Source organism: Streptomyces sp. NPDC058470 (genome assembly GCF_042721055.1).
Taxonomy (GTDB): domain Bacteria; phylum Actinomycetota; class Actinomycetes; order Streptomycetales; family Streptomycetaceae; genus Streptomyces.
On sequence record NZ_JBHXMF010000042.1, the window covers coordinates 18,430 to 40,888 of the forward strand.

The following is a 22,459-nucleotide window of genomic DNA, read 5'->3' on the forward strand; positions in this document are numbered from 1 at the left end:
CTCCCGGAAGGACTCCTCCGTTGTCTCCTTCGACTCCGTTGTCCCTTTCGACCTCGGCGCACCTGGACACCTTCGCCCGCGACCACCTGCCGCCCGCGCACCTGTGGCCGACGATCGAGTTCACCACGCCCGAACTCCACTACCCGGACCGGCTCAACGCCGCCACCGAACTCGTCGACATCCCCGTATCGACGTACGGGGCCGACCGCCCGGCGCTGCGCACCCCGGCAGGGGAGACCTGGACGTACGGCCAACTCCGCACGTGCGCCAACCAGGTTGCCCAGGTGCTGACCGAGGACCTGGGTCTGCTCCCCGGGCAGCGTGTCCTGCTGCGGGCGCCCAACAACCCCTGGGCGGTGGCGTGTTGGCTTGGAGTGCTCAAGGCCGGTGGTGTCGTCGTGACCACCATGGCCGCACTGCGGGCCCGCGAGATCGCCCCGATCGTCGAGCGGACGCAGCCGTCCATAGCGCTGGTGGACCACCGTTTCGCCGAGGACGCCCATGCCGTCCGGGCCGGCACCCTGCCGTCGCTGACGGTGGTGGAGTACGGCGGCAAGGGCCCCGGTGATCTCGTCGAGCGCGCCGCGGGCAAGTCCGGCGACTTCACCGACGTGGCGACCGCCGCGGACGACGTGGCACTTCTCGGGCCGACCTCCGGCAGCACGGGAACCCCGAAGATCACCATGCACTTCCACCGCGACATCCTGTCCATCGACAACACCTTCGGCCGCCACACGCTGAAGCTCGTCCCGGACGACCTGGTCGCCTGCACCGCCCCCTTCGCCTTCACCTTCGGCCTCGGCATGCTCGTCGTCTTCCCGCTGCGGGCCGGCGCCTGCGCCCTGCTGACCGAGGCCGCCACCCCGCCGCAACTCGCGGAGCTAGTCGAGCGGGAGGGCGTCACCGTGCTCGCCACGGCGCCCACCGCGTACAAGGCGATCGTGCGCGAAGGGCAGGAACAGCGGCTCGCCGGGCTGCGAGCCGGAGTGTCGGCCGGCGAACACATCGCCCAGGACACCTGGGAGCGGCTGCGCGACAGGCTCGGGCTCAGGGTCATCGACGGAATCGGCGCCACCGAGCTGCTGCACATCTTCATCTCGGCCGCCGGAGACGACATCCGGCCCGGTGCCACCGGGAAGCCGGTACCCGGTTACCGCGCGGCCGTCCTCGGCCCCGACGGCGCGGAACTCGGCCCCGGGGAACCGGGGTTGCTGGGCGTCATCGGTCCGGTCGGCTGCCGCTACCTCGGCGACGAGCGGCAGAAGGACTACGTCGTGAACGGCTGGAACGTCACCGGTGACATTTTCCACCGGGACGAGGACGGCTACTTCTTCTACCGGGCCCGCAGCGACAACATGATCGTCTCCTCGGGCTACAACATCGGCGGGCCCGAGGTCGAGGCCGCCGTCGACACCCACCCCGACGTACTGGAGTGCGCCGTCGTCGGCAGGCCTGACACCGAACGCGGCTCCGTCGTGTGCGCCTTCGTCGTGCTCCGCGACGGTGTGCCGGGCGGCGAGGCCAAGGCCAAGGAGATCCAGGACCACGTCAAACAGGTCCTGGCTCCCTACAAATACCCGCGCGACGTGCGGTTCTGCGACTCCCTGCCGCGCAACACGAGCGGCAAACTCCAGCGCTTCGCACTCCGCAGGATCATCGAAGCCGAGCAAGCCGAGGCCCAGCAGCCCAAACAGGCCCAGCAGCCCGTCGCCCCCACTTCACCCGGCGGCGAGCAGTGAGAGGAACGACCCCCTTGAAGATCGCGATCATCGGCGGTGGCCCCGGCGGCCTCTACCTCGCCGCGCTGATGAAACAGCTCGACCCCGCCCACGACATCACCGTCTGGGAGCGCAACGCCCCCGACGACACCTTCGGTTTCGGCGTGGTCTTCTCCGACGAGACGCTCGGTGGCATCGAGAACTCCGACACCGAGTTCGCCGACGCCATGGCGCGGCACTTCGCCCGATGGACCGACATCGACATCCACTTCCGCGGCGAGAGCCACACCGTGGGCGGCCAGGGCTTCGCCGCCATGAGCCGCAAAGAGCTGCTCCGCCTCCTCCAGGAGCGCTGCCGCGACCTCGGAGTCGCCGTGCACTTCCGGACACCCGCCCCCGAAGGGCTGCGTACCTCGCACGACCTGGTGGTCGCCGCCGACGGCGCCAACTCCCTTGTCCGGGCCGCCCATTCGGATGTCTTCCAGCCCACCTTGGACCGCCGCCACAACAAGTACATGTGGCTCGGCACCGACCGGGTCTTCGAGGCCTTCCAGTTCTTCGTCAAGGAGACCGAGTGGGGGACCATGCAGGTCCACGGTTACCCCTACTCCGACAGCGGTTCCACCTTCATCGTCGAGATGCACGAGGACGTCTGGCGCCGCGCCGGCTTCGACGCCACCGAGGGGGTCGAGTTCGCGCCGGGCGTCTCCGACGAGCAGGCCGTGGCGCGCATCCGGGACCTCTTCGCGGAAGAACTCGCGGGTCACCGTGCGTTCGCCAACAACTCGAAGTGGCTCAACTTCACCACCGTACGCAACGAACGCTGGCACCACGACAACCTCGTCCTGGTCGGCGACGCCGCGCACACCGCGCACTTCTCGATCGGTTCGGGGACCAAGCTGGCGATGGAGGACGCGCTCGCCCTCGCCGCCTGCCTGCACGAACACCCCGACGTGGAAACCGCGTTGACCGCGTACGAGGCCGAGCGGCGGCCCGTCGTCGAGTCCACCCAGCGGGCGGCGCAGGCCTCGCTGGAGTGGTTCGAGAACATCGGCATGTACGTCCACCAGGAGCCGACCCAGTTCTGCTTCAACCTGCTCACGCGCTCGCGCCGGATCACGTACGACAACCTCCGTGCCCGCGACGAGGACTTCGCCGGCCGGGTCGACGCGGCGTTCGCCGCCTCCCAGGGGCTCGACGGCGGCGTACCGGCGATGTTCCAGCCTTTCCGGCTGGGGGAGTTGGAGCTGAAGAACCGGGTGATCGTCTCCCCGATGGACATGTACTCCGCGGAGGACGGCGTGCCCGGCGACTTCCATCTCGTGCACCTCGGCTCCAAGGCCATGGGTGGCGCCGGACTGGTGATGACGGAGATGGTCTGCCCCTCGCCGGAGGGCCGGATCACCCCCGGCTGTGGGGGGCTGTGGACCGACGAACAGCGCGACTCCTGGGCGAGGATCGTGTCCTTCGTCCATGACCGGAGCACCGCGCGCATCGGCCTCCAGCTCGGTCACGCGGGGCGCAAGGGTTCCACCCGGCTCATGTGGGAGGGCATGGACGAGCCGCTGCCGGAGGGGAACTGGGAGGTCGCCGGACCCTCACCGCTGCCGTACGGCGCGGGATCGGCCGTTCCCCGTGAGCTCACCCGCGCCGAACTGGACGCAATCGTCGGCGACTTCGTCGGTGCGGCCCGGCGCGGCGCCGAGGCGGGCTTCGACCTGCTCGAACTCCACTGCGCGCACGGCTACTTGCTGTCCTCCTTCCTGTCGCCGACCGCGAACCGGCGCACCGACGAGTACGGCGGCCCGCTGGAGAACCGGCTCCGGTTCCCCCTGGAGGTGTTCGACGCCGTGCGCGTCGCCTGGCCCGCCGGGCGGCCGATGATCGTGCGCATCTCCGCGACCGACTGGGTGCCCGACGGCAACACCGAGCACGACGCCGTCGAGATCGCCCGCGCCTTCATCGCACACGGGGCGGACGCGATCGACGTCTCCTCGGGCCAGGTCACCAAGGACGAACGGCCCGCGTACGGCCGCTCCTACCAGACACCGTTCGCGGACCGGATCCGGCACGAGGTCGCCGCCGCCACCGGTACGGCGGTCATCGCGGTCGGCGCCATCGCCTCGTACGACGACGTGAACTCGATCCTGCTCGCGGGCCGCGCCGACCTGTGTGCCCTCGGCCGCACCCACCTCTACGACCCGCACTGGACTTTGCACGCGGCGGCCGAGCAGGAGTACCGGGGCGCGGCGGCGCAGTGGCCGGTGCAGTTCGGCGCCGGGCGCCGCAAGCCGCCGACCTCGCGCACCGACGCCGTACGGCCGCGGCTTTCGCTGCTGCGGGCGGACGGGTCCGAGCGGAACGTGCATCTACGCTGGACGCCGTCGCGTGAACCGGCAACTGTGTGACTGCGTCGTCGTCCCAGGAGGATTTCATGCCGCCCGAGCCGTCCGTCCTCTCCGCCCTGGTAACCGCGTTGCGGGACGGTTCGGTCGAAGTCGTCGACCTCACCTCACCGCTCTCCGCCGCCACGCCGGTGATCCAACTGCCTCCCGAATTCGGCCAGACGGCGGTGTTCGAACTGGAGGAGATCAGCCGGTACGACGACCGCGGCCCGGCCTGGTACTGGAACAACTTCCGCAGCGGTGAGCACACCGGCACCCACTTCGACGCACCGAACCACTGGGCCACCGGCAAGGATCTCGGCGACGTGGCGTCGGTGCCGGCGCGACGGCTGATCGCACCCGCCGCGGTGCTTGATTTCTCCGCCGAGGCGGCGCAGGACCCCGACTTCCTCGTCGAGGTGGACCATGTGAAGGCCTGGGAGGCCGAGCACGGACCGCTGCCGGACGGCGGCTGGTTGCTGTGGAGTCGTCCGTCCTTGGGCTCGTGAAGGGGTGTGTTGCCGGGCTCAGCGAACGTAGGGGCGGGCGCCGACCGGGCGCGTCGGCCGTGGCACCGACATACGGCCCTCCGCGCGGAGGACCCGGCCGTGAGGTCATCCCTGCGAAGTACGCCTGAAGGACAGCGACATGGCCGTGAAGGCGGACGCGGGCCGGGGCGGGGGGCCACACAATGTGCTGATGGGGACGGAGACGGAGGACCGGCGCGGATGGGGTCAGCAACTGCGGGACGCGCTGCGGCCGGACGCGAAGCCCGCTCCGCTGTCACGGCGCGCGGTGCGCGCCGACGTGGTGCTGGCGGTCGTACTGACCGTCGTCGCACTGATCGTGGCGGCGCGCTATCCGGGCGACGGGCCGGTACGCATCGTCTCGAAGGACGAGTACGGGTTCCCGGCCCCGCCGCGGCCGCCCGCCCCCGGTGAGCGGCCCGCGGGAGGTGAGATCCCGTCCGTGCCCTGGTTCCTGGTCGTCCTGTCGGCGCTGCCGCTGGCGGCCATGCGCAGGTATCCGCTGACCGTGTTCGCGGTGGTGATGGCCGCGGCGCTGGCCATCGGCGACGACGCCTCCTGGATCAACGTGTTCACCATCGTCATCGGCGCCTACAGCGCGGTCATGTACAGCCGTTACCGGGCGGGCTCGCTGGCCGGCCTGGTCGTCGCCGCCGTACTGGCCGGTCTGGCCTTCCGGGAGGCGGAGCCCATGCTGCCAGGGTGGTCGAGTCCCGCGGTCGTGCTGCTGGTCGCCGGGGTGGGGGCCGGCCTCGTCCGCTTCTCGCGGCGGCGTCTTGCGGCCAGCCGGGACCGGTTCACGGAGCTGGAGAAGGCGCAGGAGGAGACCATGCGCCGGGCCGTCGAGGAGGAACGCGCCCGGATCGCCGCCGAGTTGCACGACGTCGTGACCCACAATGTGAGCGTGATGGTGATCCAGGCGGGGGCGGCACGCAAGGTGATGGACGCGGCGCCGGAGCGGTCGAAGGAAGCACTGCTGGCGGTGGAGGCCGGGGGCCGCGCCGCGATGGCCGAACTCCGGCATGTGATGGGCCTGTTGGCCGCTCCGGACACCGGCCGCGCCGACAGCCCCGCCGACGGACTTGAACCGCAGCCCGGCCTCGGACAGCTCGACGCGCTGACCGAGCGGGTACGCGCCGCGGGGACACCGGTCGGCGTCGCGGTGTCCTTGCCACCGGACCCGCTGCCGCCCGGGGTGGAGCTGGCGGCGTACCGCGTGGTGCAGGAGGCGCTCACCAACACGATCAAACACGCGCCGGGCGCCGACGCCTTCGTCACGATCGGCTACGCCGACGACTGCCTGGAGATCGAGGTCATGGACAACGGCGCCGCCCACGACTTGCCGCCCGCGGACCACGACTCCCCGTCGGCGGACGGCAACGGCCGCGGGCTGATCGGGCTGCGCGAGCGCCTCGCGGTGTACGGCGGTGAACTCACGGCCGGGCCGACCCTCGCCGGCGGATACCGGGTCAAGGCCCGCGTCCCGTGGCGGACCACGTGAACCGGCCGCCGTTGCGCGCCGTCATCGCGGACGACCAGGCCCTGGTGCGGACGGGCTTCGGGATGATCCTCGCCGCCGACGGCATCGAGGTGACGGCCGAGGCGGCCGACGGGGACGAGGCGGTCGCCGCCGTCCGACGCACCCGTCCCGACGTCGTCCTCATGGACATCCGGATGCCGCGGATGGACGGCATCGAGGCGACCCGGCGGATCCTCGCCGGCGCGGGACCGGGGGAGGAGACCCGGATCATCATCCTCACGACGTACGACCTCGACCACTACGTCTACGCGGCGCTCACCGCAGGCGCCAGCGGCTTCCTGCTCAAGGACGTCACCCCCGAGCATCTGGTGGCCGCCGTACGCCTGGTGCAGTCGGGCGACGCCCTGCTCGCGCCCGCGATCACCCGCAGGTTGATCGAACGCTTCGCGCACCGGGTGGAGGACCGGGCGGCCACCTCGCACCGCGACCTCTCCGGTCTGACCCCCCGTGAACTGGAAGTGCTCCGGCTGCTCGCGACGGGCCTCACCAACGCCGAGCTTGCGGACCGGCTGTTCCTCAGCCCCACCACGGTCAAGACGCACGTCGGCCGTATCCTGTCGAAGCTGGACCTGCGTGACCGGGTACAGGCTGTTGTCCTCGCCTACGAGACCGGACTGATCTCGCCGGGCGGTCCGGCGGACACGGGTCGGTAAGAGCCGGCCGCTTCGGCGTCGAGGCACTTCAGCGACGCGAAATCTTGCCCACGCCCTCTGGACATCCCTCGCGTCTGCCGCAACCATGAAGCAACTCCATACGGTATGCAATCTACAGTATGGGTGCTCGGAACTCCTGAACCGGACCACGTACAAAGTGAGGCGGCGAACATGACGCAGGCTCTTGAGGGCGTGCGCGTCCTGGATATGACGCACGTTCAGTCCGGCCCGTCCGCGACGCAGATCCTCGCGTGGCTCGGCGCCGACGTGGTCAAGCTGGAGGCGCCGACCGGTGACATCACGCGCACGCAGCTGCGCGACCTCCCGGACGTCGACTCCCTCTACTTCACGATGCTCAACAGCAACAAGCGCAGCATCACCCTCAACACCAAGACCGAACGCGGCAAGGAGATCCTCACCGAGCTGATCCGGACCTCCGACGTCATGGTCGAGAACTTCGGACCGGGCGCCATCGACCGCATGGGCTTCACCTGGGACCGCATCCGCGAGATCAACCCGCGTATCGTCTACGCGTCCATCAAGGGCTTCGGCGAAGGCCCGTACACCAACTACAAGGCGTACGAGGTCGTCGCCCAGGCCATGGGCGGATCGATGTCCACCACCGGCTTCGAGGACGGTCCGCCGCTCGCGACCGGTGCCCAGATCGGCGACTCGGGGACCGGTATGCACGCCGTGGCCGGGATCCTCGCAGCTCTCTTCCAGCGCACCCACACCGGCCGCGGCCAGCGGGTCAACGTCGCGATGCAGCACGCCGTGCTCAACCTCTGCCGGGTGAAACTGCGCGATCAGCAGCGGCTCGCGCACGGCCCGCTCGCGGAGTTCCCGAACGAGGACTTCGGCGACGAGGTGCCGCGCTCGGGCAACGCGTCCGGCGGTGGCCAGCCCGGCTGGGCGGTCAGATGCGCGCCGGGCGGCCCCAACGACTATGTGTACGTCATCGTGCAGCCCGTCGGCTGGAAGCCGATCAGCGAGCTCATCGGCCGGCCGGAGCTGGCCGAGGATCCCGAGTGGGCCACCCCCGAGGCCCGGCTGCCCAAGCTCGGCAAGATGTTCCAGCTGATCGAGGAATGGACCCGCACGCTTCCCAAAATGCTGGTCCTGGAGGCGCTCAACGCCCACCACATCCCCTGCGGGCCCGTCCTGTCCACCAAGGAGATCATCGAGGACGCCTCGCTCGCCGCCAACGAGATCGTCGTCAGGGTCGAGCACCCCGAGCGCGGCTCGTACGTCACGGTCGGCAATCCGCTGAAACTCTCCGACTCCCCGGTCAAGGTGGAGCGGTCGCCGCTGCTCGGCGAGCACAACGAGGAGATCTACCTCCAGGAGCTCGGTATCTCGCACGAGGAGCTGCCGCTGCTCAGGGCCCAAGGTGTGATCTGACCGACTTCCGTCCGCCGGACGATTGTCGTCCGTGCAGGTCAACGGGGGCGCCGCCCGCTTGATAGGCGGCGTTTATCACGTAGAAGTTGATGTCTCTTTGACTACTTCTCGCGGCCTGGCCGAAGCTGATCTAGAGCGGGAATTCAATTCCCGTCGTGGCGCCGGCTCCGTCGCGCGCGCGAGTGGCAGAGAGGCACAGGCCAGATCATGAGCACCATCGAGGACCCGGAAGACCGGCTGGAAGTCACTCCGCCCAAGACCTGGGCGACCGGACTGCCCGCCGTCACCCACGCGATCGAGTACTCGCTGGGCCAGACCTCGGTCCGGCGGACCGCCCTGACCCTGCTGAACATCAACCAGACCAAGGGCTTCGACTGCCCCGGTTGTGCCTGGCCGGAACCCGCGCCGGGCCACCGGGCCAAGAACGAGTACTGCGAGAACGGTGCCAAGCACATCAACGACGAGGCGACCTCGCGCCGCGTCACCGCCGACTTCTTCCGGGAACACTCGGTGTCCGAGCTGGACAAGAAGTCCGACTACTGGCTCAACCAGCAGGGCCGGCTGACCGAACCCATGGTCAAGCGGCCCGGCTCCGACCACTACGAGCCGATCGGCTGGGACGACGCGCTCGGCCTGCTCGCCGAGGAACTGCGCCTGCTCGACTCGCCCGACGAAGCCCTCTTCTACACCTCGGGGCGGCTCAACAACGAGGCCGCCTTCCTCCTCCAGCTGTTCGCCCGGGCGTACGGCACCAACAACCTGCCCGACTGCAGCAACATGTGCCACGAGTCCAGCGGTTCCGCGCTCAACGAGACGTTGGGCATCGGCAAGGGCAGCGTGAGCCTGGACGACATCCACCACTCCGACCTCGTCTTCGTGGTGGGCCAGAACCCGGGGACCAACCACCCGCGGATGCTCTCCGCGCTGGAGGAGACCAAGCTCAACGGCGGCCACATCGTCGCCGTGAACACGCTGCCCGAGGCCGGACTGATGCGGTTCAAGCACCCGCAGAAGCCCCGCGGAATCGTCGGCCGGGGCACCGCCATCGCCGACCAGTTCCTCCAGATCCGCCCCGGCGGCGACCTCGCGCTCTTCCAGGCGCTGAACCTGCTGATCCTGGAGGCGGAGGAAGCAAATCCTGGAACGGTCCTGGACCACGGATTCATCGACGTCTCCACGATCGGCTTCGAGGCGTTCGCCGCGCAGGCCCGCAAGGCCAACTGGGACGACATCCTGGAAGCCACCGGACTCACCCGCGAGGAGATCGAGGTCGTCGGTGAGCGGGTCCTCGCCGCGGAGAGCATCATCGTCTGCTGGGCGATGGGACTCACCCAGCAGAAGCACGCCGTCCCCACCATCCGTGAGGTCGTCAACTTCCTCATGCTGCGCGGCAACATCGGCAAACCCGGAGCGGGCGTCTGCCCGGTGCGCGGCCACAGCAATGTGCAGGGCGACCGGACCATGGGTATCTGGGAACGGATGCCGCAGAGCTTCCTGGACGCCCTGGAGCGCGAGTTCGCCTTCACCCCGCCCACCGCGCACGGCCTGGACTCGGTGAACGCCATCCGGGCCATGCGCGACGGCGAGGCCAAGGTCTTCGTCGGCGTCGCGGGCAACTTCGTCCGTGCCACTCCTGACAGCGATGTCACCGAGCGGGCGATGCGGCGCTGCCGGCTCACCGCGCACATCTCCACCAAGCTCAACCGCTCCCACACCGTCTGCGGCGACACCGCGCTGATCCTCCCCACGCTGGGCCGCAGCGACCGGGACATCCAGGGGGGCGTCGAGCAGTTCATCACCGTCGAGGACTCCATGAGCGAGGTACACGCCTCCCGGGGCCGCCTGCACCCGGCCTCACCGCACCTGCTCAGCGAGGTGGCGATCATCTCCCGGCTGGCACGGCGGACCCTGGGCGAGAACCCGTCCATCCCCTGGGAGAAGTTCGAGGCGGACTACGGCACGATCCGTGACCGGATCTCCCGGGTCGTCCCCGGCTTCGACGACTTCAGCGTCCGGGTCGACCGGCCGGGCGGTTTCCGGCTGGCCAACCCGGTGAACTCCGGCGTGTTCCCCACACCGAGCGGCAAGGCCGTCTTCACCTGCAACGACTTCGAGATGCTGAGCGCCCCCGCGGGCCATCTGCTGCTCCAGACGCTGCGCTCGCACGACCAGTGGAACACCATCCCGTACGCCATGAACGACCGCTACCGGGGCATCCACAACGCCCGCCGGGTGGTCCTGGTCAACCCGGTCGACCTGGAGGCGCTCGGGCTCGCCGACCGCAGCGAGGTGGACCTGGTGAGCGTGTGGCACGACGGTGTGGAACGCCGTGCGGAGAAGTTCCGGGTGGTCGCCTACCCGACCACCCCCGGTTCGGCCGCGGCGTACTACCCCGAGACCAACGTGCTGGTGCCCCTGGACAGCGTGGCCGACATCAGCAACACCCCCACGTCGAAGGGGGTCGTCGTCCGGCTGGAGCCCGCGCTGGCTGCCTGAACCCTTGCACGCACCCTGGACAAGGGGCCACGGGATTACGAATACTGGCTACTTCATACCGTATACAGGCCTGAAGGCAGATCGTCTTCTTCAGGCGCTCGACCGGAGTGAGGTAGCTCAGCATGTCGACACCAGCAACCCGTCTCGCTCAGCCCACCACCACGACTCCCGACGGCGGGACGGTGACCGACCGGCTCCTGGCGGCCAACCGCGCCTACGCCGCCGGATTCGTCGACCCTGGTATGGGCGCCCGCCCGGTCCTCCGCGTCGCCGTCGTGGCCTGCATGGACGCCCGGATCGACCTGCACGCCGCGCTCGGCCTCGAACTGGGCGACTGCCACACCGTCCGCAACGCGGGCGGTGTGGTCACCGACGACACCATCCGCTCCCTGACGATCAGTCAACGCGCCCTCGGCACCCGCAGTGTCGTCCTCATCCACCACACCGGCTGCGGGCTGCAGAGCCTGACCGAGGACTTCCGGGTCGAGCTGGAGATGGAGGTCGGGCAGCGGCCGGCGTGGGCCGTCGAGTCCTTCACGGACGTCGATCAGGACGTACGCCAGTCGATCCAGCGGGTGCGCACCTCGCCGTTCCTCCCGCACGCCGACGACGTACGCGGGTTCGTCTTCGACGTGTCGACAGGGCTGCTGCGCGAGATACACCCGGGCCGGTGAGCCGCTCCCGCCCCGGTCAGCGGGTGGGGCGGGCGGCCACCGCGGCGATCTGCGCGCAGTAGAAGTCGGCGGTGTTCCGGGTGTGCCGGCCCATGAGGTGTTCGGCACGCTCGGGGTCGCCGTCGGCGATGGCATGGATGATCTGGGCGTGCTCGCTCCAGGCGTCCGTGCCGCGCGGCCTGGCGATGGGCATGTAGTACCAGCGCACGCGCCGGTCGACCTGGGGGATGAGCTCCGCGAGGACCGCGTTGCGGGACAGGTGCGTGATGTGGCCGTGCAGGGCGGCGTTCGCCTCGACGATGGCGCGGGCGTTGCCTGCCGCGAGGGCGGTGAGCCCGACCTGCTGCAGTTCCCACAGGCGCTCGACGTCGTGAGGCGTGGCGTGTTCCGCGGCCCCCCGCGCGGAGTGCGTTTCGAGGACGCCGCGGACGCTGAGGAGCTGGGCGCACTCCTCCGGCGTGGGGGAGTGCACGAAGGCGCCCTGTGCAGGCCGCAGGTCGACCCAGCCGGTGGTGTGCAGCCGTTGCAGCGCCTCGCGTATGGGCTGGCGGCTGACGCCGAGATGGTCGGCGAGCTCGGCCTCGACCAGGTGCTGACCGGGCTTGAGGGAGCCGTTGATGATCAGCTCGGTCAGCGCGTCGTAGACGGCCTGGCGCAGCGGCGCGGGCCGGGCGATCGGGCCGCGGGCTGTCATGGTGGGTATGTCGGGCATGGAACCCTCCCCGTCATTGGACTGCTGATCCCCGTTGGGTTGCCGATCCGCGTTGGACTGCTGATCCACAGCCATTGGCTTCGGGATACTGACTTTAGTATTCAATAGCCACCTTGAGCGCCGCCTGTGACGCGAATATCGCGGAAATCGCCTCGTTCGCCAATTGCTCTCTCCCCACCCCTGGCGCATCTGGTCGGATGCAGAATACTGTATGCAATCATACGCGCTGCCCAGTGGAGCCGCGCTCCCGAGGAGGGGGTCACCCCGTGTCGTACCGCACCGCTCTCTCTGAAGTTCTGAGTACCGTCATCGAGCCGACCGCCGAAGCGACCGGCACGAAGGCGAGATTCCCCCGCGCCTCGGTGACGGCCCTCGGCCGCGCCGGGCTGCTGGGGCTCACCGTCTCCACCGAGTTCGGCGGCGGCGGGATGGGTCTGTCGGACGCCGCCGAGGTGGTGGCGCGGATCGCCCGCGTCTGCCCGGCGACCGCGGCCGTGCTCCAGTCCCACTACGCGGCGGTCGCCGTCATCGAGTCGTACGGCAGCACCTGGATCCGCGGCGAGGTCGCCGCCGGACGCCACCTCGGCAGCCTCGCCCTGGCCGAGGACGCCCCCGGTGAACAGGGCGTGCAGGGGGAGTTCTGGGCGTCGCGTTCCACCGCCGCCCGCTCCGGTGACGTGGTCGCCCTGCGAGCCCGTAAACAGCAGGTGGTCGCGGCAGGGGAGGCGGACAGCTACGTCTGGTCCTCCCGGCCGCTCACCGCGGCCGACGGACTGACGCTCTGGGTGGTTCCGGCGCATGCCCCGGACCTGTTCGTGCCGGCCCGGCCCGACGGGGGAGGGCCGGGCGGCAGCGCCACCTCCACGGTGTTCGCCGATCCCGTGCTGGTACCCGCCGACGCGATGCTCGGGCGGGACGGCGGCGGGCTCGACATCGTGCTGCGTACGGTCCTGCCGTGGCTGCTCGAACTCCAGGCGGCCGTCGGTGCCGAGGCCGTCCATCCGGCGGTGGCCGATGTCCCGCTCCGGTCCGCCCATCGGGGCGCCGACTCCCTCGCGGCGTCCTGAGTCCGGCCGTGGGGTGGCCCGTGGGGACGCTGGTCGGGTCAGTCCTGGATGGCCCCGGCGGCGATCTGCCGGCGATAGAAGTCGGTGGTGTGTTCGGTGTGGGTGCGCATGATCTCGCTCGCGCGGTCCGCATCTCCCTTGGCGATGGCCTTGATGAGCTGGGAGTGCTCGTTCCAGGCTTCCTTGCCGCGGGGCTGGGCGATGGGGGTGTAGTACCAGCGCACCTTCTGGCCCACCAGCGAGATCAGCTCGGACAGTACGGCGTTGTCGGCAATGACGGTGACGAAGGCGTGCAGTGCGGTGTTGGCCGAGACGAGACGCTCGACGTCACCCTCGGTGAGCGCCTGGACGCCTTCCTCCTGCAGCTCCCAGAGCCGCTCGATGTCCTCGGGCTTGGCGTTCCCGGCGGCGAGCTGGGCCGAGTAGGTCTCAAGGACCGCGCGGACGCTGAGGAGCTGGGCGGCCTCCTCCTCGGTGGGGGAGTGCACGAAGGCGCCCTGGGCGGGACGGAGGTCGACCCAGCCGTTGGTCTGGAGCCGTTGCAGTGCCTCGCGGACCGGCTGGCGGCTGACACCGAGGTGTGCGGCGAGCTCGGCCTCGACGAGGTGCTGACCGGGCTTGAGGGAGCCGCTGACGATCAGTTCGGTCAGCGCGTCGTAGACGGCCTGGCGCAGCGGCGCCGGGCGGGTGACGCGCCGGGACGCGGCCGCGTTGAGTGCCTCGCGCATGGTTGCCTGCCCCGTTCTGCCGCCGGGCCTGTGGGGCCGACGGCTTTGCCAAGTGGTGGTTGCCGAGAGGGTTGCCGACGGCGACTTCAGCATACAGGTTTTGGTATGCAAGATGGCGGCCGCTGTCCCGCGGTGGAGTGTGACCGAGTTCTGTATACAGAAGCCTGTATGGGGTATTGTCTCAGTCCCCTGCAAGCATCGCTATCGGCCCTTGGAGAGCGATCATGACGACCAGCAGGAGTGATGTGACGGTCGAGAACGTGGTGCGGCGGGTGGCGGCCCGTCACCGGGGCGAGCGTGGCGCGCTGCTGCCCGTACTGCACGCCGTTCAGGCCGAGTTGGGCCATGTGCCGCAGGAAGCGATACCGGTACTCGCCGACGAGTTCAACCTCTCCCGCGCGGACGTACACGGAGTGGTGACCTTCTACCACGACTTCCGCCGCGAACCCGCCGGCCGCACCACGGTACGGATCTGCCGCGCCGAGGCCTGCCAGGCCCTGGGCGCGAACAGCCTGATCGGCTACGCCCGCGAGGCCGGCCTGGCGCTGGGGGAGACGACGGCGGACGGCGCGGTGACCGTGGAGCAGGTCTTCTGCCTCGGCAACTGCGCTCTGGGACCGACGGTAGAGGTGAACGGCAGGCTGCACGGACGAGTGGGCCAGGCCAAGCTGGGCGCGATCCTCAATGGGGCGGTCTCATCATGAACGACTCTCCGGACGCCACGGCGAAGCCGGACGCCACGGCGAAGGTCTACGTCCCCCGCGACTCGGCGGCCAGGTCCGTCGGCGCGGACGAGGTCGCGGACGCCCTTCAACTGGCCGCCGTCGGCGGTGACTTCGACATCGAGATCGTACGCAACGGATCGCGCGGCATGCTCTGGCTGGAACCGCTGGTCGAGGTGGTGACTCCGCAGGGCCGCGTCGGCTACGGACCGGTGGCCCCCTCGGACCTGGAGGGTCTCCTCGCCGCAGGCATGCTCGACGGCGCCGAGCACCCGCTGCGGCTCGGCCTCGTGGACGAACTGCCCTGGCTGGCCCGCCAGACCCGCGTCACCTTCGCCAGAATCGGCGTCACCGACCCCCTGTCGACCGAGGACTACGTGGCGCACGGCGGACTGGCGGGGCTGCGAGCGGCCCTGGCGCTCGCTCCCGAGGACGTGGTCACCGAGGTCACCGACTCCGGACTGCGCGGCCGCGGCGGCGCGGGATTCCCGGCCGGCATCAAGTGGAAGACCGTGCTGGGCTGTACGGACGAGCTCAAGTTCGTCTGCTGCAACGCGGACGAGGGCGACAGCGGGACCTTCGCCGACCGGATGGTCATGGAGGGCGACCCCTTCATGCTCATCGAGGGCATGACGATCGCCGCCCACGCGGTCGGTGCGAGCGAGGGCTACCTCTACATCCGCTCGGAGTACCCCGACGCGGTGGCCACGATGCGCGCGGCGATCGGCATCGCCCGCGAGCACGGCTGGCTCGGCAAGGGCATCCTCGGCTCCGCGCTCGACTTCGACCTGCATGTCCGCGTCGGCGCCGGCGCGTACATCTGCGGCGAGGAGACCTCCATGCTGGAGAGCCTGGAGGGCAAGCGCGGCACGGTCCGCGCCAAGCCGCCGATCCCCGCGATCGAGGGCCTGTTCGGCAAGCCGACCGTCGTGAACAACGTCCTCACCCTGGCCACCGTGCCCGTCGTCCTCGCGGACGGCGCGAAGGCCTACCAGGAATTCGGCGTCGACCGCTCCCGCGGCACCCAGGTGTTCCAGCTCGGCGGCAACATCGCGCACGGCGGCATCGTGGAGACCGCGTTCGGCGTGACCCTGCGCGAACTCGTCGAGGACTACGGCGGCGGCACGTTCTCCGGGCGCCCGGTGCGCACGGTGCAGGTCGGCGGCCCGCTCGGCGCCTATCTGCCGACGACGATGTTCGACCTGCCGATGGACTACGAGGCGTTCGCGGCGGCCGGCGCCATGGTCGGCCACGGCGGACTCGTGGTGTTCGACGACAGCGTCGACATGGCCGCCCAGGCGCGCTTCGCGATGGAGTTCTGCGCCGAGGAGTCCTGCGGCAAGTGCACCCCGTGCCGGGTCGGTTCGGTACGCGGTGTCGAGGTGATCGACAAAATCGTGGCCGGTGAACACCGGGACGAGAACCTGGCGTTGCTGGAAGATCTGTGCGACCTGATGACCGATGGCTCGCTCTGTGCGATGGGCGGCCTGACGCCGATGCCCGTACGCAGCGCCATCACCCATTTCCCTGACGACTTCCTCGGCGGCCGTCGCAGCCTGGGGATCCAACCCGTAACCGCGACCGGCTTGAGGACGGAGGGCACGGCATGACACTGCTCAAGGAACCCGACTTCGGTACCCCGGAGAGGCCCGGCGAGGCGACTGTCTCGGTGGAGGTCGACGGGATGCCGGTGACCGTCCCGGAGGGCACGTCGGTGATGCGCGCCGCCGCGCAGGCCGGGATCGAGATACCCAAACTGTGCGCCACCGACAGCCTTGAGCCGTTCGGCTCGTGCCGGCTGTGCGTGGTGGAGATCGACGGCCGGCGCGGCACCCCGGCGTCCTGCACCACGCCGTGCGCGGACGGGATGCAGGTGAGGACGCAGACGCCGAAGGTGGAGAAGCTCCGCCAGGGCGTCATGGAGCTCTACATCTCCGACCATCCGCTGGACTGTCTGACCTGCCCGGCCAACGGCGACTGCGAGTTGCAGGACATGGCGGGCGTGGTCGGGCTGCGGCAGGTGCGCTACGGCTACGAGGGCGAGAACCACCTCGACGCCGAGAAGGACACCTCCAACCCGTACTTCGACTTCGACCCGTCCAAGTGCATCGCCTGTTCCCGCTGCGTGCGGGCCTGCGGCGAGGTACAGGGCACGTTCGCGCTCACCATCGAGGGGCGCGGCTTCGAGTCCAAGGTGTCGGCGGGCGCCGGCGAGACCTTCATGGACTCCGAGTGCGTCTCCTGCGGGGCCTGCGTCCAGGCCTGCCCGACCTCCACGCTCCAGGAGAAGTCGGTCGTCGAACTCGGCATGCCCACCCGGTCGGTGATCACCACCTGCGCCTACTGCGGTGTCGGCTGCTCCTTCAAGGCCGAGCTGCGCGGCGACGAACTGGTCCGGATGGTGCCCCACAAGGACGGCGGCGCCAACGAGGGCCACTCCTGTGTGAAGGGCCGCTTCGCCTTCGGCTACGCCTCGCACCCCGACCGGGTGCTCAAGCCCATGGTCCGCGAGAAGATCACCGACCCGTGGCGCGAGGTCGAGTGGGAAGAGGCCATCGGCACGGTCGCCACCAAGATGCGCGAACTCCAGGGCCGGTACGGACCGAGCTCGATCGGCGCCATCTCCTCCTCGCGCTGCACCAACGAAGAGGTCTACGTCGTACAGAAGATGGTGCGCGCGGCCTTCGGCAACAACAACATCGACACCTGCGCCCGGGTCTGCCACTCCCCGACGGGATACGGACTCAAGCAGACCTTCGGCGAGTCGGCGGGAACGCAGGACTTCCGCTCGGTCGCCGAGGCCGACGTCATCATGGTGATCGGGGCCAACCCCACCGACGGGCACCCGGTGTTCGCCTCCCGGATGAAGCGCCGGCTGCGTGAGGGCGCCGAGCTGATCGTGGTCGACCCGCGCCGTATCGACCTGGTGCGCTCGCCGCACATCGAGGCCGCGCACCACCTCCAGCTCAAGCCGAGCACGAACGTCGCCGTCGTCAACGCCATGGCGCATGTCGTGGTCACCGAGGGCCTGGCGGACCTGGCTTTCGTGGCGCAGCGGTGCGAAGGGTTCGCCGAGTGGGCCGAGTTCGTCGCCCGTCCGGAGAACAGCCCGGAGGCGACCGAGGAGGTCAGCGGCGTACCGTCCGAGGAACTGCGGGCCGCCGCCCGGCTGTACGCGGCGGCACCCAACGGGGCCATCTACTACGGCCTCGGCGTCACCGAGCACAGCCAGGGCTCGACCATGGTCATGGGAATGGCCAACCTCGCGATGGCGTGCGGCAACATCGGGCGTGACGGTGTCGGCGTGAACCCGCTGCGCGGTCAGAACAACGTGCAGGGCGCGTGCGACATGGGCTCGTTCCCCCACGAGCTGCCCGGCTACCGGCACGTCTCCGACGACGCCGTACGTGAGGTGTTCGACAAACTCTGGGGCGGCACGCTCCTGTCCGAGCCCGGACTCCGGATTCCGAACATGTTCGACGCCGCGATCGACGGCACCTTCCGAGGTCTGTTCGTGCACGGCGAGGACATCGCCCAGTCCGACCCGAACCTCAAGCACGTCACCGCCGCGCTCGAAGCGATGGAACTGGTCGTCGTACAGGACCTGTTCCTCAACGAGACGTCCAAGTTCGCGCACGTCTTCCTGCCCGGCGCCTCCTTCCTGGAGAAGGACGGCACCTTCACCAACGCCGAGCGCCGGATCAACCGGGTGCGCGCGGTGATGAAGCCGAAGACGGGCAAGCACGAGTGGCAGATCATCAGCGAGATCGCCACCGCGATGGGTTACGCGATGTCGTACGACCACCCGAGCCAGATCATGGACGAGATCGCCACGGTCATGCCGACCTTCACCGGTGTCTCCTTCGAGGTCCTCGACAAGCTCGGCAGCGTCCAGTGGCCGTGCAACGAGTCGGCTCCGGAGGGCACGCCGGTCATGCACGTCGACGAATTCGTGCGCGGCAAGGGCAAGTTCGTGGTCACCAGCTATGTGGCGACGAACGAGCGCAGCACCCGGCGCTTCCCGCTGGTCCTCACCACGGGCCGCATCCTCAGCCAGTACAACGTGGGCGCGCAGACCCGTCGTACCGGCAATGTCGCCTGGCACCCCGAGGACATCCTGGAGCTGCACCCGCACGATGCCGAGACCCGCGGCATCAGGGACGGCGACCTGGTCACCCTGGCCAGCCGGGTCGGGCAGACGACGCTGCACGCGGAGATCTCCGACCGGATGCCGGCGGGCGTCGTCTACACCACGTTCCACCATCCGGTGACGGGTGCCAACGTGGTCACCACCGAGAACTCCGACTGGGCGACCAACTGCCCGGAGTACAAGGTGACCGCCGTACAGGTCGGCCTTGTGCATCCGCTCGGGCAGAGCGACACGGAGGTTGTCGAGGACGACCACCAAGCAGAGGACGACCACCAACTCGTCACGGTGGTGGACTGAGATGGCGGGCACGGTGCCACCGGAGTCGCGGATGGCCAACGACATCGCGGCGAACCACGTCCACCTGACGGGCGAGGCGGCGGCCGAGGCGATCGCGGGGCACATGGGCAGGTTCTGGGACCCGCGCATGCGCAACCGGCTGTACGAGTTCGTCGACGCCGGGGCGGACGGGCTCGACCCGTTGGTGGTCGCCGCGGTAAGGCTGATGCGGTGAACGGCGGGCCGCACCGGTGCTCGGTGCCGGTGCGGCCCGCCGGTGCCGGGCGATTGAGTGCGGTGTGGCTCTCCGGCCCCGGGCAGTCGGGCGGTGTCAGCCGCCGATCGCGGACATCGGGCGCTGTGGCTGGAGGAAGGACGGGTCGTCGAGGCCGGATCCTGGCTTCTTGCCGCGCATCGCGGTGCGCCAACAGTCGGCGATCTCCCGGTCCGGCGCACCGGAACGCAGGACTGCACGCAGGTCGGTCTCCTCGCGGGCGAACAGACAGTCGCGGACCTGCCCGTCGGCGGTGAGCCGGGTGCGGTCGCAGGCGCGGCAGAACGGCCGGGTGACGGAGGCGATCACTCCGACCCGGGCCGGCCCGCCGTCGACCAGCCAGCGCTCGGCGGGCGCGGAGCCGCGTACCGCGGAGGGCTCGGGGGTGAGGGCGAAACGGGCCGCGAGCCGTTCGATGATCTCGGCGGCGGTGACCATGTTCTCGCGCTGCCAGCCGTGCTGGGCGTCGAGCGGCATCTGCTCGATGAACCGCAGCTCGTAGGCGTGCCGGAGGGCCCAGTCGAGCAGGTCGGCGGCCTCGCCGTCGTTGACGCCGCGGAGGAGGACCGTGTTGACCTTGACCGGGGTGAGGCCCGCGTCGTGGGCCGCGGTGAGGCCCGCGATGACGTCGTGGTGCCGGTCGCGGCGGGTGAGGGTGCGGAAGACCTCGGGGTTCAGGGTGTCGAGTGAGACGTTGACCCGGTCGAGCCCGGCGGCGCGCAGTGCCTCGGCGGTGCGGGCCAGGCCGATGCCGTTGGTGGTGAGGGAGAGCCTGGGGCGCGGCTCCAGGGCGGCGCAGCGTTCGACGATGCCCACCAGGCCGGGTCGGAGCAGGGGCTCGCCGCCGGTGAAGCGCACCTCGGTGACGCCCAGCTCCGTCACGGCGATCGAGACCATGCGCACGATCTCGTCGTCCGTGAGCAGCTCGGGCTTGGGCAGCCACTGCAGGCCCTCTTCGGGCATGCAGTAAGTGCACCGCAGGTTGCAGCGGTCGGTCAGTGAAACCCGCAGATCGGTGGCGATCCGGCCGTACGTATCGATCAGCACGAGCTGTCCCCCTTCGCTTCGGTCAACAAGAACCGCCCCTCTCGCTCTGCGTGCACGAGTCTGTACATCCCTTGAGGATACTGCATACAGTATTCATCACGTCCCCCGCTGAGAGGAGCCACCATGAAAATCGCAGTCCTCGGAGCAGGTGCAATCGGCGCCTATGTCGGAGCGGCCCTGCACCGTGGTGGAGCCGAGGTCCACCTCATCGCGCGAGGTGAGCATCTGAAGGCGATACGGGCCCACGGGGTCCGGGTGAACAGCCCGCGCGGCGACTTCGTGGCCCACCCGCACGCCACCGACGACCCGGCCGAGGTCGGCGCCGTGGACTACGTGTTCCTGGGGCTGAAGGCGCACTCCTACCCGTCCAGCGGATCGCTCATCGCCCCACTGCTCGGCGAACGGACCGCGGTCGTGGCCGGCCAGAACGGCGTTCCGTGGTGGTACTTCCATAAACTCGCCGGCCCCTACGAAGGCCGCCGCATCGAGGCGGTCGACCCCGCCGGTGCCACCAGCCGGGTGCTGCCCCCGGAGCGGGCGATCGGCTGTGTGGTCTACCCCGCCACGGTCATCGAGTCCCCCGGCGTCATCCGGCACCTGGAGGGCACCAGATTCTCCATCGGCGAGCCGGCGGGCGGGGTCTCCGACCGCTGTACGGCCCTGAGCGAGGCCATGGTCGCGGGCGGACTGAAGAGCCCCGTGGAGCCGAACCTGCGCGACGACATCTGGATCAAGCTCATGGGCAACGTCGCCTTCAACCCGATCAGCGCGCTCACCCGGGCGACGATGGCCGACATCTGCGGACACCCGCCGACCCGGCGGCTGGTCACCCTGCTCATGGAGGAGACCCTCGACATCGCGTCCAGGGTCGGCAGCACGCCCGACATCTCGATCGAGAAGCGGCTGCGCGGCGCCGAAGGGGTGGGGCACCACAAGACCTCGATGCTCCAGGACCTGGAGGCCGGCAAGCAGCTGGAGCTCGACGCCATCGTGACCGCCGTGGTGGAGATGGCCGATATCTCGGGCGCCCAGGCACCCACCCTGCGAGCGGTCCACGCCACCACCGACCTGCTGGCGCGGGGCGGGAGGACGGCGTGATCGCTCGGGCTGGGTAGGGTTGGGTGATCACATGGCACCAGCGAGGAGTCGTTCATGCTGTTTCGTCAGCTGGAGTACTTCGTAGCGGTGGCCAGGGAGAGGCACTTCGCCCGGGCGGCGGAGTCCTGCTACGTCTCGCAGCCCGCGCTCTCGGCGGCGATCGCCAAGCTGGAGCGCGAGCTGAACGTCACGCTGATCAACCGCGGGCACAACTACCAGGGCCTCACACCTGAGGGCGAACGGCTCGTCGTGTGGGCCAAGCGCATCCTCGCCGAGCAGGACGCGTTCAAGGCCGAGGTGGCCGCCGTACAGTCCGGCATCACCGGGACGCTGCGGCTGGGCACGGACCCCACCGCCTCGACGACCCTGGCGCTTCCCGTGGCCGCGTTCTGCGCGGCGCACCCGCTGGCCAAGGTGCAGGTCCGCTCCCGGCTGTCGACGAAGGAACTGCACCGCCAGCTGCGCGACTACGAGCTGGACGTGGCGATCGCCCACTTCGACCCCGGCGACCAGGAGGGCCTCCAGGTCGTCCCCCTGTACCAGGAGCGGTACATGCTGCTGATCTCCGCCGATCAGCTGACCTCGCAGACCACCTCCACCATGACCTGGGCGGACGCGGCCCAGCTGCCGCTCGCGCTGCTCACGCCCGACATGCGGATCCGCCAGATCATCGACAGTGTCTTCGCGGACAAGGGGTTCGTGGTGACTCCGCAGGTGGAGACGGACTCGATCGCCTCGCTCTACGCCCACGTGGGCGGCGGCGAGTGGGCGAGCATCGTGCCCCACGCGTGGCTGCGGGCGATGCCGGTGATCGGGCGGACCAGAGCGCTGCACCTGATCGACCCGGAGGCCGGGGCGCAGGTCTCGGTGGCGATCCACGCGGCCACCCCCGGCTCGGTCGCCGCCCGGGCCTTCGTCAACGCGGCGACGGGACTCGCGCTGGACGACTTCTTCAACGAATCGTTGCCCACCGAGCACCGCGTGCGCTGAGC

Annotated in this window: 17 protein-coding genes and 1 pseudogene; 15 read left to right on the top strand and 3 right to left on the bottom strand. The window is 69.8% G+C overall.

From position 1 onward, the window contains the following. The first annotated feature begins 38 nt into the window (after window positions 1–38). The 8 genes and pseudogenes from ACFWP7_RS27975 to ACFWP7_RS28010 all read left to right on the top strand — a co-directional run bounded on the left by ACFWP7_RS27975 (window position 39) and on the right by ACFWP7_RS28010 (window position 11,393). Entirely contained in the window at window positions 39–1,739 is a 1,701-nt protein-coding gene (locus ACFWP7_RS27975; protein WP_384386602.1) for an AMP-binding protein, read from the top strand. Window positions 1,740–1,753: 14 nt separating this feature from the next. Continuing rightward, on the top strand, window positions 1,754–4,126 hold the full coding sequence (locus ACFWP7_RS27980) for a bifunctional salicylyl-CoA 5-hydroxylase/oxidoreductase (RefSeq protein ID WP_384386448.1): 2,373 nt from the start codon (window positions 1,754–1,756) through the stop codon (window positions 4,124–4,126). 26 nt (window positions 4,127–4,152) lie between these two features. Next, a pseudogene (locus tag ACFWP7_RS27985) lies at window positions 4,153–4,584 on the top strand (cyclase family protein); the annotation flags it as partial. Window positions 4,585–4,750: 166 nt separating this feature from the next. After that, window positions 4,751–6,130, top strand: coding sequence for a sensor histidine kinase (locus ACFWP7_RS27990; RefSeq protein ID WP_384386451.1), 1,380 nt, complete (start codon window positions 4,751–4,753; stop codon window positions 6,128–6,130). After that, the gene (locus ACFWP7_RS27995) at window positions 6,115–6,822 is read left to right on the top strand and encodes a response regulator (protein ID WP_384386454.1); all 708 of its coding nucleotides are present in this window, start codon (window positions 6,115–6,117) and stop codon (window positions 6,820–6,822) included. The genes ACFWP7_RS27990 and ACFWP7_RS27995 overlap by 16 nt, the downstream gene beginning before the upstream one ends. A gap of 171 nt (window positions 6,823–6,993) precedes the next feature. Then, the gene (frc, locus tag ACFWP7_RS28000; RefSeq protein WP_384386457.1) at window positions 6,994–8,223 is read left to right on the top strand and encodes a formyl-CoA transferase; all 1,230 of its coding nucleotides are present in this window, start codon (window positions 6,994–6,996) and stop codon (window positions 8,221–8,223) included. A 207-nt stretch (window positions 8,224–8,430) separates the two neighbouring features. Continuing rightward, a complete protein-coding gene (locus ACFWP7_RS28005) occupies window positions 8,431–10,719 on the top strand; it encodes an FdhF/YdeP family oxidoreductase (protein WP_384386460.1) in 2,289 nt (762 codons plus the stop codon). Between the two features lie 122 nt (window positions 10,720–10,841). After that, complete coding sequence (locus tag ACFWP7_RS28010; protein ID WP_384386462.1) at window positions 10,842–11,393, top strand: beta-class carbonic anhydrase; 552 nt, start codon at window positions 10,842–10,844, stop codon at window positions 11,391–11,393. Window positions 11,394–11,409: 16 nt separating this feature from the next. On the opposite strand, the gene ACFWP7_RS28015 is transcribed toward ACFWP7_RS28010, so the two are convergent. After that, complete coding sequence (locus ACFWP7_RS28015; protein ID WP_384386465.1) at window positions 11,410–12,105, bottom strand: GntR family transcriptional regulator; 696 nt, start codon at window positions 12,103–12,105, stop codon at window positions 11,410–11,412. A 266-nt stretch (window positions 12,106–12,371) separates the two neighbouring features. Here ACFWP7_RS28015 and ACFWP7_RS28020 point away from each other — a divergent pair, with 266 nt between their 5' ends. Beyond that, window positions 12,372–13,172, top strand: a complete 801-nt coding sequence (locus tag ACFWP7_RS28020; protein WP_384386467.1) for an acyl-CoA dehydrogenase family protein — start codon at window positions 12,372–12,374, stop codon at window positions 13,170–13,172. 38 nt (window positions 13,173–13,210) lie between these two features. On the opposite strand, the gene ACFWP7_RS28025 is transcribed toward ACFWP7_RS28020, so the two are convergent. Next, the gene (locus ACFWP7_RS28025) at window positions 13,211–13,900 is read right to left on the bottom strand and encodes a GntR family transcriptional regulator (RefSeq protein ID WP_384386470.1); all 690 of its coding nucleotides are present in this window, start codon (window positions 13,898–13,900) and stop codon (window positions 13,211–13,213) included. Between the two features lie 224 nt (window positions 13,901–14,124). On the opposite strand from ACFWP7_RS28025, the gene ACFWP7_RS28030 reads away from it, so the two are divergent. The 4 genes from ACFWP7_RS28030 to ACFWP7_RS28045 are packed head-to-tail and all read left to right on the top strand — an operon-like array spanning window position 14,125 to window position 19,283. Next, entirely contained in the window at window positions 14,125–14,604 is a 480-nt protein-coding gene (locus ACFWP7_RS28030; protein WP_384386473.1) for an NAD(P)H-dependent oxidoreductase subunit E, read from the top strand. Beyond that, entirely contained in the window at window positions 14,601–16,232 is a 1,632-nt protein-coding gene (locus ACFWP7_RS28035; protein ID WP_384386476.1) for a formate dehydrogenase beta subunit, read from the top strand. Before ACFWP7_RS28030 ends, ACFWP7_RS28035 begins: the two co-directional genes overlap by 4 nt. Next, window positions 16,229–19,069, top strand: a complete 2,841-nt coding sequence (gene fdhF / locus ACFWP7_RS28040; RefSeq protein WP_384386478.1) for a formate dehydrogenase subunit alpha — start codon at window positions 16,229–16,231, stop codon at window positions 19,067–19,069. Before ACFWP7_RS28035 ends, fdhF begins: the two co-directional genes overlap by 4 nt. 31 nt (window positions 19,070–19,100) lie before the next feature. Next, window positions 19,101–19,283, top strand: coding sequence for a formate dehydrogenase subunit delta (locus tag ACFWP7_RS28045; protein ID WP_384386480.1), 183 nt, complete (start codon window positions 19,101–19,103; stop codon window positions 19,281–19,283). A gap of 96 nt (window positions 19,284–19,379) precedes the next feature. Here ACFWP7_RS28045 and moaA read toward each other — a convergent pair whose 3' ends face one another. Continuing rightward, window positions 19,380–20,369 carry a GTP 3',8-cyclase MoaA gene (moaA, locus tag ACFWP7_RS28050; RefSeq protein ID WP_384386483.1) on the bottom strand — a complete coding sequence of 330 codons (990 nt, stop codon included), beginning with the start codon at window positions 20,367–20,369 and terminating at the stop codon, window positions 19,380–19,382. A 123-nt stretch (window positions 20,370–20,492) separates the two neighbouring features. Here moaA and ACFWP7_RS28055 point away from each other — a divergent pair, with 123 nt between their 5' ends. Beyond that, complete coding sequence (locus ACFWP7_RS28055; RefSeq protein WP_384386486.1) at window positions 20,493–21,467, top strand: 2-dehydropantoate 2-reductase; 975 nt, start codon at window positions 20,493–20,495, stop codon at window positions 21,465–21,467. Between the two features lie 54 nt (window positions 21,468–21,521). After that, a complete protein-coding gene (locus tag ACFWP7_RS28060) occupies window positions 21,522–22,457 on the top strand; it encodes a LysR family transcriptional regulator (RefSeq protein ID WP_384386489.1) in 936 nt (311 codons plus the stop codon). Window positions 22,458–22,459 lie beyond the last annotated feature (2 nt).

Bases quoted from the DNA above. Each gene is read 5' to 3' on its own strand.
- ACFWP7_RS28015 (WP_384386465.1), bottom strand. From the start codon at position 12,105: ATGCCCGACATACCCACCATGACAGCCCGCGGCCCGATCGCCCGGCCC.
- ACFWP7_RS28035 (WP_384386476.1), top strand. From the start codon at position 14,601: ATGAACGACTCTCCGGACGCCACGGCGAAGCCGGACGCCACGGCGAAG.
- ACFWP7_RS28030 (WP_384386473.1), top strand. From the start codon at position 14,125: ATGACGACCAGCAGGAGTGATGTGACGGTCGAGAACGTGGTGCGGCGG.
- ACFWP7_RS28055 (WP_384386486.1), top strand. From the start codon at position 20,493: ATGAAAATCGCAGTCCTCGGAGCAGGTGCAATCGGCGCCTATGTCGGA.
- frc (WP_384386457.1), top strand. From the start codon at position 6,994: ATGACGCAGGCTCTTGAGGGCGTGCGCGTCCTGGATATGACGCACGTT.
- ACFWP7_RS28005 (WP_384386460.1), top strand. From the start codon at position 8,431: ATGAGCACCATCGAGGACCCGGAAGACCGGCTGGAAGTCACTCCGCCC.
- fdhF (WP_384386478.1), top strand. From the start codon at position 16,229: ATGACACTGCTCAAGGAACCCGACTTCGGTACCCCGGAGAGGCCCGGC.
- ACFWP7_RS28060 (WP_384386489.1), top strand. From the start codon at position 21,522: ATGCTGTTTCGTCAGCTGGAGTACTTCGTAGCGGTGGCCAGGGAGAGG.
- ACFWP7_RS28010 (WP_384386462.1), top strand. From the start codon at position 10,842: ATGTCGACACCAGCAACCCGTCTCGCTCAGCCCACCACCACGACTCCC.
- ACFWP7_RS28025 (WP_384386470.1), bottom strand. From the start codon at position 13,900: ATGCGCGAGGCACTCAACGCGGCCGCGTCCCGGCGCGTCACCCGCCCG.
- ACFWP7_RS28045 (WP_384386480.1), top strand. From the start codon at position 19,101: ATGGCCAACGACATCGCGGCGAACCACGTCCACCTGACGGGCGAGGCG.
- ACFWP7_RS27990 (WP_384386451.1), top strand. From the start codon at position 4,751: ATGGCCGTGAAGGCGGACGCGGGCCGGGGCGGGGGGCCACACAATGTG.